At 66.7% G+C, this 11,236-nt stretch carries 10 protein-coding genes; 5 read left to right on the forward strand and 5 right to left on the reverse strand.

Features of this window, described 5'->3' with window-relative positions; translation table 11 throughout:
* Nucleotides 1–6 precede the first annotated feature (6 nt).
* From cysT to AC3WTE_RS20620, 4 genes are all read right to left on the reverse strand, one after another.
* A complete protein-coding gene (gene cysT / locus AC3WTE_RS20605) occupies nucleotides 7–888 on the reverse strand; it encodes a sulfate ABC transporter permease subunit CysT (RefSeq protein ID WP_492440450.1) in 882 nt (293 codons plus the stop codon).
* Nucleotides 885–1,925 (reverse strand): sulfate ABC transporter substrate-binding protein, encoded by a 1,041-nt coding sequence (locus tag AC3WTE_RS20610; protein WP_492440452.1) that lies wholly within the window; start codon nucleotides 1,923–1,925, stop codon nucleotides 885–887. The genes cysT and AC3WTE_RS20610 overlap by 4 nt, the downstream gene beginning before the upstream one ends.
* A 119-nt stretch (nucleotides 1,926–2,044) precedes the next feature.
* On the reverse strand, nucleotides 2,045–2,347 hold the full coding sequence (locus AC3WTE_RS20615) for an Ms4533A family Cys-rich leader peptide (RefSeq protein WP_492440454.1): 303 nt from the start codon (nucleotides 2,345–2,347) through the stop codon (nucleotides 2,045–2,047).
* The gene (locus AC3WTE_RS20620) at nucleotides 2,259–2,453 is read right to left on the reverse strand and encodes a hypothetical protein (protein ID WP_492440455.1); all 195 of its coding nucleotides are present in this window, start codon (nucleotides 2,451–2,453) and stop codon (nucleotides 2,259–2,261) included. The genes AC3WTE_RS20615 and AC3WTE_RS20620 overlap by 89 nt, the downstream gene beginning before the upstream one ends.
* Before the next feature lie 110 nt (nucleotides 2,454–2,563).
* Between AC3WTE_RS20620 and AC3WTE_RS20625 the strand changes: the two genes are divergently transcribed.
* Nucleotides 2,564–4,600, forward strand: a complete 2,037-nt coding sequence (locus AC3WTE_RS20625; RefSeq protein WP_492440457.1) for a glycoside hydrolase family 15 protein — start codon at nucleotides 2,564–2,566, stop codon at nucleotides 4,598–4,600.
* A 57-nt stretch (nucleotides 4,601–4,657) separates the two neighbouring features.
* Here AC3WTE_RS20625 and AC3WTE_RS20630 read toward each other — a convergent pair whose 3' ends face one another.
* Nucleotides 4,658–5,899, reverse strand: coding sequence for a thioester domain-containing protein (locus AC3WTE_RS20630; RefSeq protein ID WP_492440475.1), 1,242 nt, complete (start codon nucleotides 5,897–5,899; stop codon nucleotides 4,658–4,660).
* 338 nt (nucleotides 5,900–6,237) lie between these two features.
* On the opposite strand from AC3WTE_RS20630, the gene AC3WTE_RS20635 reads away from it, so the two are divergent.
* From AC3WTE_RS20635 to AC3WTE_RS20650, 4 genes are all read left to right on the forward strand, one after another.
* Nucleotides 6,238–7,161 (forward strand): family 2A encapsulin nanocompartment shell protein, encoded by a 924-nt coding sequence (locus AC3WTE_RS20635; protein WP_492440459.1) that lies wholly within the window; start codon nucleotides 6,238–6,240, stop codon nucleotides 7,159–7,161.
* Nucleotides 7,148–9,007, forward strand: coding sequence for a family 2A encapsulin nanocompartment cargo protein cysteine desulfurase (locus AC3WTE_RS20640; RefSeq protein WP_492440461.1), 1,860 nt, complete (start codon nucleotides 7,148–7,150; stop codon nucleotides 9,005–9,007). Before AC3WTE_RS20635 ends, AC3WTE_RS20640 begins: the two co-directional genes overlap by 14 nt.
* Before the next feature lie 313 nt (nucleotides 9,008–9,320).
* Nucleotides 9,321–10,085 carry a methanethiol S-methyltransferase gene (mddA, locus tag AC3WTE_RS20645; protein ID WP_492440463.1) on the forward strand — a complete coding sequence of 255 codons (765 nt, stop codon included), beginning with the start codon at nucleotides 9,321–9,323 and terminating at the stop codon, nucleotides 10,083–10,085.
* A 128-nt stretch (nucleotides 10,086–10,213) separates the two neighbouring features.
* Nucleotides 10,214–11,128 (forward strand): zinc-binding dehydrogenase, encoded by a 915-nt coding sequence (locus AC3WTE_RS20650; RefSeq protein ID WP_492440465.1) that lies wholly within the window; start codon nucleotides 10,214–10,216, stop codon nucleotides 11,126–11,128.
* Nucleotides 11,129–11,236 lie beyond the last annotated feature (108 nt).

The raw sequence follows: 11,236 nt of genomic DNA on the forward strand, positions 1-11,236 counted from the left end.
CTGTCATCAGGCCAGCTCCTGACGTTTGGCCGCACGCGAACCGATGATCCGCAACACGAACAGCACCACGAACGAGATCACCAGCAGCACAATCGAGATCGCGGCCGCACCGGTGGGGTCGTCGTTCTCGATCAGGGTGCGGATCCACTGCGACGACACCTCGGTCTCGCCGGGCACCGCGCCGCCGATGAGCACCACCGAACCGAACTCACCGATGGCCCGGGAAAAGGCCAGACCGGCGCCCGAGAGCAGCGCCGGCAGCAGCGCCGGCAGCACCACCTTGGTGAAGATCACGAAGTTGTTGGCGCCCAGCGACGCGGCCGCCTCTTCGGTCTCCTGGTCCAATTCGAGCAGCACCGGCTGCACCGACCGCACCACGAACGGCAGTGTCACGAACAGCAGCGCGACTCCGATGCCCCACTTGGTGTGCTGCAGATGCAGATGCACCGGACTGGCCGGGCCGTAGAGCGCCAGCATCACCAGGCTGGCCACGATGGTCGGCAGCGCGAACGGCAGGTCGATGACCGCGTCGACCAAACGCTTGCCCACGAAGTCGTCCCGGGTCAGTACCCACGCCACCAGCAGGCCGAAAACCAGGTTGATGAGCGCGACAGCTGCCGAGACCTCCAGCGTCACCCGGAAGGACGCCACGGCCGAGTTCGATGTGATGGCGGTCCAGAAGTACTCCCAGCCACCGCGGGCGGACTGCACCAGGATGGCGGCCAGCGGCAGGAGCACGATCACGGACAGCCAGATGCTCGCCGCTCCGACCCGCAACGACGTGCTGCCGAACGCCTTCTTCACGCCGGACTCCGGCCCGGTCGAGCCGCCATTACTGGGGGTCTCGGGCCGGGCCGGGATGCCGTCGAACGTGGACGTGGTCGTCATCCAGTGGCCTGCTTGTAGATCTTGGTAATGCTGCCATTTTCCTTGTCGAACAACGCCGGATCGACCGTCTTCCATCCACCGAGATCAGCGATGGTCCACAGCTTCTCCGGGGTCGGGAAGTCCTTGGCAAACTCGGCGCTCACCGCGGGATCGACCGGACGGAACCCGGCCTGCGCCCACGCCTTCTGTCCCTCCGCGGTGTAGAGGAAGTTCTTCAGCGCATTGGCCTTGTCCTGGTGCGGACCGGAGGTCACGACCGCCACCGGGTTCTCGATCTTGAACGTCTGGGGCGGGTTGATGTGCTGGACGTCCTTGCCCTGACGCTCGACGTTGATCGCCTCGTTCTCGTAGCTGATCAGCACGTCACCGGTGCCGTGCAGGAACAGGTCGGTGGCTTCGCGGCCCGAACCCGGACGGGTCTTGATGTGCTCGGTGACCAACTGCAGGATGTAGTCGAGGCCGGCCTGAGCGTCCTTGCCCCCGTTGCTCTTCGCGGCGTACGGCGCCAGCAGGTTCCACTTGGCCGAACCCGAGCTCAGCGGGCTCGGGGTGACGACCTCGATGCCCGGCTTGAGCAGGTCGTCCCAGTCCTTGATGCCCTTGGGGTTGCCCTTGCGCACCACCAGCGACACCACCGAGCCGAACGGGACGCCCTTGGTGGCATCGGCGTTCCAGTCCTTGCTGACCTTGCCGGCCTTCACCAGACGGGTGACGTCCGGTTCCACCGAGAAGTTGACGATGTCGGCGGGCGCTCCCGACTCGACCTTGCGCGACTGGTCGCCGGAGGCACCGTAGGACGTCGTGACAGCGACGCCCTTGCCTTCGGGGGTGGCGGCGAACGCCGGGATGATCTTGCTCCAGCCGGGCTCCGGCACGGCATAGGCCACCAGGGTCAGGGTGGTATCGGCACCCGACTGCGCACCACCACCGCCGGCGACGTCGCTCGCTCCGCCACCGCAGGCGGCGAGCACGGCAGTGCTGACCGCGACGGCAGCGACCGCGGTGGCGGGCCGCCAGCTCTTGATGATCTTGTGCATTGATGGGCCTTCCTTGCGGGATTACGGATGAACTACTCCGTCACACGGCAAGGTGATGAATCAGCACGTGGGCATAGCAGAAGCCGGTGCCGACCCCAGTAACCGCGGACGGAAACGGGTCAGCGACAACAGGCGACGTCAGCAACAGCGCGGTTACCCACGGCAATGAGAGCCAGGATGTGACCCTCGGTAGTGCCGGACGCTGCGTGCATGGCGGGAAGAATATCAGAGGTTGCCTGGCAGCTACCGCTCAGCGAGTCAGCAGCCACGTGACGATCACCAGCACCACCAGCAGCACCAGGATCAACGTCACCCGTGACTGCGGCAGTCCGTTCACAGCGCTTCCTCCTCGATGTGGCGGGCCCGGTGCAGCAGGGTGATGGTGTAGCCCAGAGCCACGTCAAGTAGCACTGCCAGGCCATATGCCAGGGCCAGCACAACAGGCATCACGATGATGGTCTGCAGCACGAACGACAGGCCGGACAGCCACAGCTCAACGCCGTCCCACCAATTCAGAATGCCGCTCATCAATTCCAGCCTACGGTGCGTGCCGTTTCGAATCGCGGTGGGTTGAATCTGCGGGACCCCGCCGGGGCGTTAGGTGGACGGCAGGTGCAGATCCAGTCGATGATGTGCGGATGGTGCTGCCACACACTGACAAGTCGGGACAGTCCAGCGATTCCGGCCACGTCCTGGCGAACGGTCACGGGGTCCCTCACCTTGCTGCCGCGGGCGACGATTCGTTGACCGGCGGTGCAATCTCGACAGCCGTGCGGACGCCGTTTCCGCCGATCGCAGACTACGCGTTCCTCTCCGACTGCGAGAACACCTGCCTGATCTCCTCGGCGGGGTCGGTGGAGTGGATGTGCGTACCGCGACCTGACTCCCCCAGCGTGTTCGGCTCGATCCTGGACCGCAGCGCCGGCCACTTCCGGCTGGCCCCGTACGGAGTGACGGTGCCCTCGGCGCGGCGGTACCTGCCGGGCTCACTGATCCTGGAGACCACGTGGCAGACGCACACCGGCTGGGCCATCGTGCGCGACGCCCTCGTGATGGGTCCGTGGCATGACATCGAGACCCGCTCCCGCACGCACCGCCGTACTCCGATGGACTGGGACGCCGAACACATCCTGCTGCGCACCGTCCGCTGCGTCAGCGGCACCGTCGAGTTCGTCATGAGCTGCGAGCCGTCGTTCGACTATCACCGCGAGAGCGCGTCGTGGGAGTACTCGGCCGCCGCGTACGGCGAGGCGATCGCCCGGGCCAACAAAAACCCCGAAGCACACCCCACGCTGCGTCTGACCACCAATCTGCGGATCGGCCTCGAGGGCCACGAGGCCCGTGCCCGGACCCGCCTCACCGAGGGCGACAAGGTGTTCGTCGCACTGTCGTGGTCCAAGCACCCGGCGCCGCAGACCTTCGACGAGGCCGCCGACAAGATGTGGAAGACCAGCGAGGCCTGGCGCCAATGGATCAACATCGGTGACTTCCCGGACCACCCCTGGCGGTCGTATCTGCAACGCAGCGCGCTGACCCTCAAGGGCCTGACCTACTCCCCGACCGGCGCCCTGCTGGCGGCCAGCACCACGTCGCTGCCGGAAACGCCGCACGGCGAACGGAACTGGGACTACCGGTACTCGTGGATCCGCGACTCCACCTTCGCGCTGTGGGGCCTGTACACCCTGGGCCTGGACCGCGAGGCCGACGACTTCTTCTCGTTCATAGCCGACGTGTCCGGTGCGAACAACGGTGAGCGCCATCCCCTTCAGGTGATGTACGGGGTCGGGGGTGAACGCAGCCTGGTCGAGGAGGAACTGCACCACCTGTCCGGCTACGACTACTCACGGCCCGTCCGCATCGGCAACGGCGCGTACAACCAGATGCAGCACGACATCTGGGGCACCATGCTCGACTCGGTGTATCTGCACGCCAAGTCGCGTGAGCAGATTCCCGAGATGCTCTGGCCGGTGCTGAAAAACCAAGTGGAAGAAGCGATCAAACACTGGAAGGAACCCGACCGCGGCATCTGGGAGGTGCGCGGCGAACCGCAGCACTTCACCTCCAGCAAGATCATGTGCTGGGTGGCGTTGGACCGTGGCTCCAAACTTGCTGAGCTGCAAGGGGAAAAGTCGTACGCGCAGCAGTGGCGCGCCATCGCCGATGAGATCAAGGCCGACGTCCTGGCGCACGGCGTCGACAAGCGCGGCGTGCTCACCCAGCGCTATGGCGACGACGCGTTGGACGCCTCCCTACTGCTGGCGATTCTCACCCGGTTCCTGCCGGCGGACGACCCGCGGGTGCGCGCGACGGTGATGGCCATCGCCGAAGAGCTCACCGAAGAGGGCCTGGTGCTGCGCTACCGTACCGAGGAGACCGACGACGGATTGTCCGGCGAGGAAGGCACTTTCACCATCTGCTCGTTCTGGCTGGTGTCGGCGCTGGTCGAGATCGGCGAGGTCAGCCGGGCCCGGCATCTGTGCGAGAAACTGCTGTCGTTCGCGAGCCCGCTGCATCTGTACGCCGAGGAGATCGAGCCGCGTACCGGCCGGCACCTCGGCAACTTCCCGCAGGCGTTCACGCACCTGGCGCTGATCAATGCCGTCGTGCACGTGATCCGCGCCGAGGAGGAAGCCGACAGCAGCGGGGTGTTCCAGCCCGCGAACGCACCGATGTGACTGCGATTTCGGCGTGATTCGTAGCGATGAGCGTGACCGATCACGCCGAAATCATCGCTAGAAGGTCAGCTCGAAGTCGATGACGGTCGGGGTCGGCACGGCGAGCGCGACAGGCGTCAGCCGGCTGTCATGTGCTACGCCGGTGATGACTCGGCCGCCGAAACCGTTGTGTGCCGCAGGCACACTCGCGGTGACGGTCACCTGTCGGACCTCCGGTGCCGGACGCAGGTAGATGTCGCCACCGGGGACCACCGGCGTGGTGATCGGCTCCCCCGCCGCATCGACGAGAGTGCCGCCCGCTGCGGTGAGCGTCGCGGCATCGGTGGCCTCGAACCGGAACGGACCGACGACGTCGCCTGCCACCGCGCGGTCGGTGACCAGCCGCGGTACCATTGTCAGCCGGCGCGCCGTCTCGGCACCGGCGACGAGGTAGTTGTACAGCGCGACAACGCGTTCGGCATTGCGGTAGTGGCCGGACCCGTGGAGCGTGAAGGTCACGTCTTCGATGTCGACGAATGCCCCGCTGTCGGCGAGCACCTGGAGCCGGTAGAAGCGGTACCCGCGGGGCTGACGCCCCGGGCGGCTGTCCGAGGCGGTGGCCCCGACGCCGATGCCCCGGCGGTGCCGGCCGTAGCCGGCGGCCACATTGAGTCCGGACGCCGCGACATCGCGCCACGACGTCCCGTCGACCGACTTCTGCAGCACCAGCGAGACGGCGGTGTCGATCGTCAATTCGACTGTGTAGCTGCCCAATTGGGGAGCACCGTCGAACTCGAAAGTGACGGCGCCCGATTCCGGGGTGACCGCGACGGGCACGTTGAGCGGGCGGTTGTCCAGCCGCAGGCCATTGGTGAAATGCCAGATCGCGGCCTGCGTCGCGGCGATGGCCTCGTGCTCGGCCAGGTGTGCGTCACCCAACAGGTGACCGGTCGCGCGGACCCGGCGGCTCAGCTCGGCGGTGCCCAGGGTGGGATACGAGTTGCGGATGATCCAGTCCACCTCGGCTTCAAAGGCGCGGGCCGCCACGTTCGGGACTGCCGACCAGTTCGCCGGCCGGTACGGGGAGGGCCGGGTCGGGGCCACGCCGAGGAAGTCCAGCGAGTACGCGTCGATGTTCGGGTTGAGCCGGATCAGGTCGGTGCGCGCCGTCGTCCCGTCGGTGAACACGACGGTGTCGACCGTCGGCGAATACGTGCCGCCGCGGTAGCGGGTCATCCGGGTGATCTCGGTGTCCCGGCGCACGGTACGGCGGACCGCGACGGAGGTGCGGGCCCGCGCGAGCGGCGAAATGGAGGTCAGGGCGGGCAGAGTGGCGAACATTGCAGGTGTTGCTTTCTGGAGGCTGTGAACAGCGCGTTCAGGTGCTCCGCCAGAAGATGGGCGGGCAGAACGCAGGGGGCCGGCGTCAGAAAATCAACAACAACAACACGGCACGACGAAGCGGCGCCGCATGGGCATGCGCAGCGATCCGTCGTGGGTCATGGCGTCTACCATACGGCACCCGCGCAGAAAAGCCACGGCCGAAATCGTCACGGCAAACGGGGTTTTAACCGCGATGCGCGCTAACCCTGTGCTGGCCCCCGTGAAGCCGTATCGTGACCGCCGCATCCCCACCACCACCCCTCGGAGGTAGCCCCATGACGTCTGCGCAGAACGAGTCGCAGGCCCTCGGCGATCTCGCCGCAAGGCAGCTTGCCAATGCCACCAAGACAGTTCCGCAACTGTCGACCATCACCCCGCGATTCCTGCTGCACCTGCTGAGCTGGGTGCCCGTCGAGGCCGGTATCTACCGCGTCAACCGGGTGGTCAACCCCGAGCAGGTCGCCATTGCAGCCGAGCAGGGTTCGGGCAACGAGGATCCGCTGCCGGAGACCTACGTCGACTACGAGACCAGCCCGCGCGAGTACACGTTGCGCTCCATCTCGACGCTGCTCGACGTACACACTCGGGTGTCGGACCTGTACTCGAGCCCGCACGACCAGGTTGCCCAGCAACTGCGCCTGACCATCGAGACCATCAAGGAACGCCAGGAGTCCGAGCTGATCAACAACCCGGAGTACGGGTTGCTGTCGCAGGTCACCCCCGAGCAGACCATCCAGACGCTGCGCGGCACGCCGACCCCGGATGACCTCGACTCGCTGATCACCAAGGTGTGGAAGACCCCCGCGTTCTTCCTGACCAACCCGCTCGGGGTGGCGGCATTCGGCCGGGAAGCCACTCGTCGCGGCGTGCCGCCACCAGTGGTCAGCCTGTTCGGCGCCCAGTTCATCACCTGGCGCGGCATCCCGATCATCCCATCGGACAAGGTGCCGGTCGTGGACGGGAAGACGAAGTTCATCCTGGTCCGCACCGGCGAGGAGCGCCAGGGCGTGTTCGGCCTGTTCCAGCCGGGACTGGTCGGTGAACAGGCCCCGGGGCTGTCGGTGCGCTTCACCGGTATCAACCGGTCGGCCATCGCGTCCTATCTGGTCACGCTGTACTCGTCGCTGGCAGTACTCACCGACGATGCGCTGGCGGTCCTCGAGGACGTCGGAGTGGACCACTTCCATGAGTACAAGTGACCAACCACTGAGCGAGGCCGAACTGTCCGCGCTGGCCAGCCAGCTGTTCGCGGCCAGCTTCCGGCCCGGTCCGGACAGCCCGCCGGTCACCACCCAGGCGGCACCACGCGGGGTCGCTCCGGATATCATCGCTCCGGCGTCCGCGGGCGCCACTGCGGCCGGCCCGGCACACCTGGGCACACCGGGCGAGTTCGTCTCGATCCGCGAGCCGTTTGTTCCGCCCCCGAGTTCGCCTGGGCCGGAAGGGATTCCGCCGGGCACTGCACCGGTCGCACCACGCGGTAACGCGGCGAGTCCGGTCGCACCGTTCGGCGGGCTGGAGGCGTTCGCCGTGCCGGACCTCTCCCCGTCGCTTCGCTCGCCCCTGACGGGTCTGGTCCCGACGGTGCCGGGAGTGCTGGCGTCGGCTCCGCCGTCAGCTCCCCTCGCCCTCAGCCCTTCCCCGTCGCTACGCCCGCCCCAGCGCGGTTCGGTGCCGACGTGGCCGGGCACGGTGCCATCGGTGCCCGATCTTGGCTGGTCCGAAGCCCCGGCGCCGTCCGAGGATGCCGGAAATTACTACTTCGTGCAGTCCCCGGCGACTCCCGAGCCGGTCGAGCCCGTGCCGTCGCTACCCGACGACCACGAGGTCTTCGACGTCCACGCGATCCGCGCCGATTTCCCGATCCTCAAGGAGACGGTCAACGGCAAGCCACTGATCTGGTTCGACAACGCGGCCACGACGCAGAAGCCACAGTCGGTCATCGACCGACTCGCGCACTTCTACGCCCACGAGAACTCGAATATCCACCGCGCGGCGCACGAGTTGGCGGCGCGGGCCACGGATGCGTACGAGGATGCCCGCGAGGCGGTACGACGGTTCATCGGCGCGTCGAAGACCGAGGAGATCATCTTCGTCCGTGGCACGACCGAGGCCATCAACCTCGTCGCGTACTCGTGGGGTGGCAAGCATCTGGGCCCGGGTGACGAGATCGTCATCACCCATCTGGAGCACCACGCCAACATCGTGCCGTGGCAGCTGATTGCGCAGCAGACCGGCGCGGTCATCAAGTTCGCTCCGGTCGACGACGCAGGCAACCTGCTGCTCAGCGAGTTCGAGGATCTGCTGGGTCCGCGGACGAAACTGGTTGCGGCCACGCATGTTTCGAACGCGTTGGGCACCGTCACGCCGGTCAAGACGATCGTCGAACTCGGTCACCGGTACGGGGCCCGGGTGCTGATCGACGGGGCGCAGTCCGTCCCGCACATCCCGATCGACGTCGCCGAACTCGGTGCCGATTTCTTCGTGTTCTCCGGGCACAAAATTTTCGGGCCGACGGGCATCGGGGTGCTGTACGGCCGCGAGGACGTGCTCGCCGAAACCCCGCCGTGGCAGGGCGGCGGCAACATGATCGAGGACGTGACGCTGGAGCGTTCGGTGTTCCAGGGTCCGCCCAACAAGTTCGAGGCGGGCACCGGCAACATCGCCGACGCGGTCGGACTCGGCGAGGCGATCCGGTACCTGGAACGCATTGGCATCGAACGGATTGCGGCCTACGAGCACGCCCTGCTGGAGTACGCCACCCCGCGGTTGGCGGCCATTCCGGGAGTGCGGCTGGTAGGTACGGCTGACGAGAAGGCCAGTGTGCTGTCCTTCGTGTTGGCCGGGCACGAACCGTTGGAGGTCGGCAAGGCGCTCAACGCCGAGGGCATCGCGGTGCGGGCCGGGCATCACTGTGCCCAGCCCATCCTGCGGCGCCTGGGACTCGAAGCGACGGTTCGGCCTTCGTTCGCGTTCTACAACACGTTCGAGGAGGTCGACGTGTTCATCGACGCCGTCCGCCGCATCGCCGAGGGCTCGCCCTAACCCTCACCAGCAGTCGCAAATGCCCCTGACACGCCGAGCGTGCAGGGGCATTTGTGCCTGTACGACTCCCCCGATAAAGCCGTATCCACCTGCGGATTTCCGTTATATATTGGAGCCGTGACCAGGGGCTGCGGCGCCAGGAGTGACGCTTCGGACCGGCGGCCTGCCGGCCCCTCCGCCATCGCTGCGGCCAGACTGCCGCGCATCATTCGCTTTCGCCATCCAGGCCGCGTCTAGGGCCTTCCCCGACGCTGCGCGCAAGTCGACCGGTGCGGACGATGCACCGGAACATTTCCGAGAATCGGAGGACACGATGAAGCGCTATCTGACACTTGGCTACGGCGCGCTGTGTTACGCGGTGTTCCTGGTCTCGTTCCTCTACGCCATCGGCTTCGTGGGCAACGTGGTGGTGCCCCGCACCGTCGACCACGGCATCGACGCATCGATCGGCGAGGCCGTGGTGGTCAACCTGATCCTGCTCGGCCTGTTCGCGGTGCAACACAGCGTGATGGCGCGGCCGGCGTTCAAGCGAATGTGGACGCGCATCGTGCCGCCGTCCATCGAACGCAGCACCTACGTCCTGGCGTCGAGCCTGTTGCTGGGCCTGCTGTACTGGCAATGGCGGACCATGCCGCAGGTCATCTGGCACGTCTGGGCACCGGCCGGACGCTACGTGCTGCTGACCCTGTTCTGGGCCGGCTGGGCGCTCGTGCTCGTGTCGACGTTCATGATCAACCACTTCGATCTGTTCGGGCTGCGGCAGGTGTACCTGGCCTGGCGCGGAGAGCCCTACCGCGACTTGGCTTTCCGGAGCACGCTGTTCTATCGGGTGGTGCGGCACCCGATCATGGTCGGCTTCATCGTGGCGTTCTGGGCCGCCCCGACGATGACGGCGGGACACCTACTCTTCTCGCTGGCCACCACCGGCTACATCCTCGTCGCGGTCCGGTTGGAAGAACACGATCTGATGGCGTCGCTTGGCGACGCATACCGGAACTACCGCGGCGAGGTGCCGATGCTGATCCCCGGCCTACCCCACCACGGCGGACACTCCGCCGGCCCGCACCACGCGGCATAGCTCGCCATGAGGCACGAAACCCGTAATTGTCTTGGGAATTACGGGGTTTCACTCGGTGTTGAGCGGATGGAGAATCGTCGTGCCGAACTACCGGGAATAGCGGCCAACCGTTGCGGGTTGGCCCGTTCATGCGCGCTCTCGTCTACGCTCCCGACGCTCCCGCAAATCTCCGGTTCGGCGAGGTCGCCGAACCGGTAGCCACCGAATCTCAGGCCCTGATCGCGGTGCACGCGATTGCGCTGAACTTCGGTGAGCTCCACTTCATCGACCAGATGCGCCGTCCGGGCGAGGTCCCGGGTTGGGACAGCGCCGGCGTGGTGGTGCAAGCCGCGGCCGACGGCTCCGGACCGCAGGTGGGAGCCAGGGTCGTCGGATTCGCCGGCGAGGCGGGCTGGGCCGAGCGGCGCGTCGTATCGACCGACAATCTGGCCGAGCTGCCCGAGTTCGTCGAGTTCGAGGACGCCGCGGCTCTTCCGGTGGCCGGGGTGACTGCACTGCAGGCCCTGCGCGCTCTCGGCCCGATCGTCGGGCGCCGGGTGTTGATCACCGGAGCGTCCGGCGGCGTCGGTCGATTCGCCGTACAACTGGCAGCCCGGGCCGGCGCCCACGTGGTGGCCGCCGTCGGCAGCGCGCCGCGCGGCGAAGGTCTGCAGGAATTGGGCGCAGCCGAAGTGGCGGTCGGACTCGACGCGGTGACCGAGCCGGTGTTCGGGGTCCTCGACAACGTCGGCGGAAAGTTGTTGGCGCAGGCCTTCAGCCTCGTGTCAGACGGCGGCTCGGTTCAGTCCATCGGGATGGCTTCCAATGAACCCACCACGATCAACTTCGAGGCGGAGCGGCGCATCGGTAATCGAAAACGGTTGGAGCCGTTCACCGTTCGCGCGCCGTTCCACGCCGATCTCAATTACCTGCTGACCCTGCTGGCCGACTGCGAGATCGATCCGCAGATCGGACTGCGGGACTCGTGGGAGAACATCGCCGGGGCCGCGCAGGCCCTGCTGGGGCGCAGGGTCGCCGGCAAGGCCGTGTTGCAGGTCGCCTGACTCGTGAATAGTGCACGATTTTCCGCGTCTGGTGGTTGTTGCGTTTTGATTGAGCGTGTCTGGGTGTTTTGACCTGGCGTTTCGGCAGAATGTGTTGGTGGCCAAGAG

It is taken from the genome of Mycobacterium sp. FW102-FHT13B02, from assembly GCF_058790275.1.

Excerpts from the sequence above, each read along its gene's own strand:
- cysT (WP_492440450.1), bottom strand. The coding sequence starts at position 888 with ATGACGACCACGTCCACGTTCGACGGCATCCCGGCCCGGCCCGAGACC.
- AC3WTE_RS20610 (WP_492440452.1), bottom strand. The coding sequence starts at position 1,925 with ATGCACAAGATCATCAAGAGCTGGCGGCCCGCCACCGCGGTCGCTGCC.
- AC3WTE_RS20615 (WP_492440454.1), bottom strand. The coding sequence starts at position 2,347 with ATGGCCTGGCAGTGCTACTTGACGTGGCTCTGGGCTACACCATCACCC.
- AC3WTE_RS20620 (WP_492440455.1), bottom strand. The coding sequence starts at position 2,453 with ATGAGCGGCATTCTGAATTGGTGGGACGGCGTTGAGCTGTGGCTGTCC.
- AC3WTE_RS20625 (WP_492440457.1), top strand. The coding sequence starts at position 2,564 with ATGGTGCTGCCACACACTGACAAGTCGGGACAGTCCAGCGATTCCGGC.
- AC3WTE_RS20635 (WP_492440459.1), top strand. The coding sequence starts at position 6,238 with ATGACGTCTGCGCAGAACGAGTCGCAGGCCCTCGGCGATCTCGCCGCA.
- AC3WTE_RS20640 (WP_492440461.1), top strand. The coding sequence starts at position 7,148 with ATGAGTACAAGTGACCAACCACTGAGCGAGGCCGAACTGTCCGCGCTG.
- mddA (WP_492440463.1), top strand. The coding sequence starts at position 9,321 with ATGAAGCGCTATCTGACACTTGGCTACGGCGCGCTGTGTTACGCGGTG.
- AC3WTE_RS20650 (WP_492440465.1), top strand. The coding sequence starts at position 10,214 with ATGCGCGCTCTCGTCTACGCTCCCGACGCTCCCGCAAATCTCCGGTTC.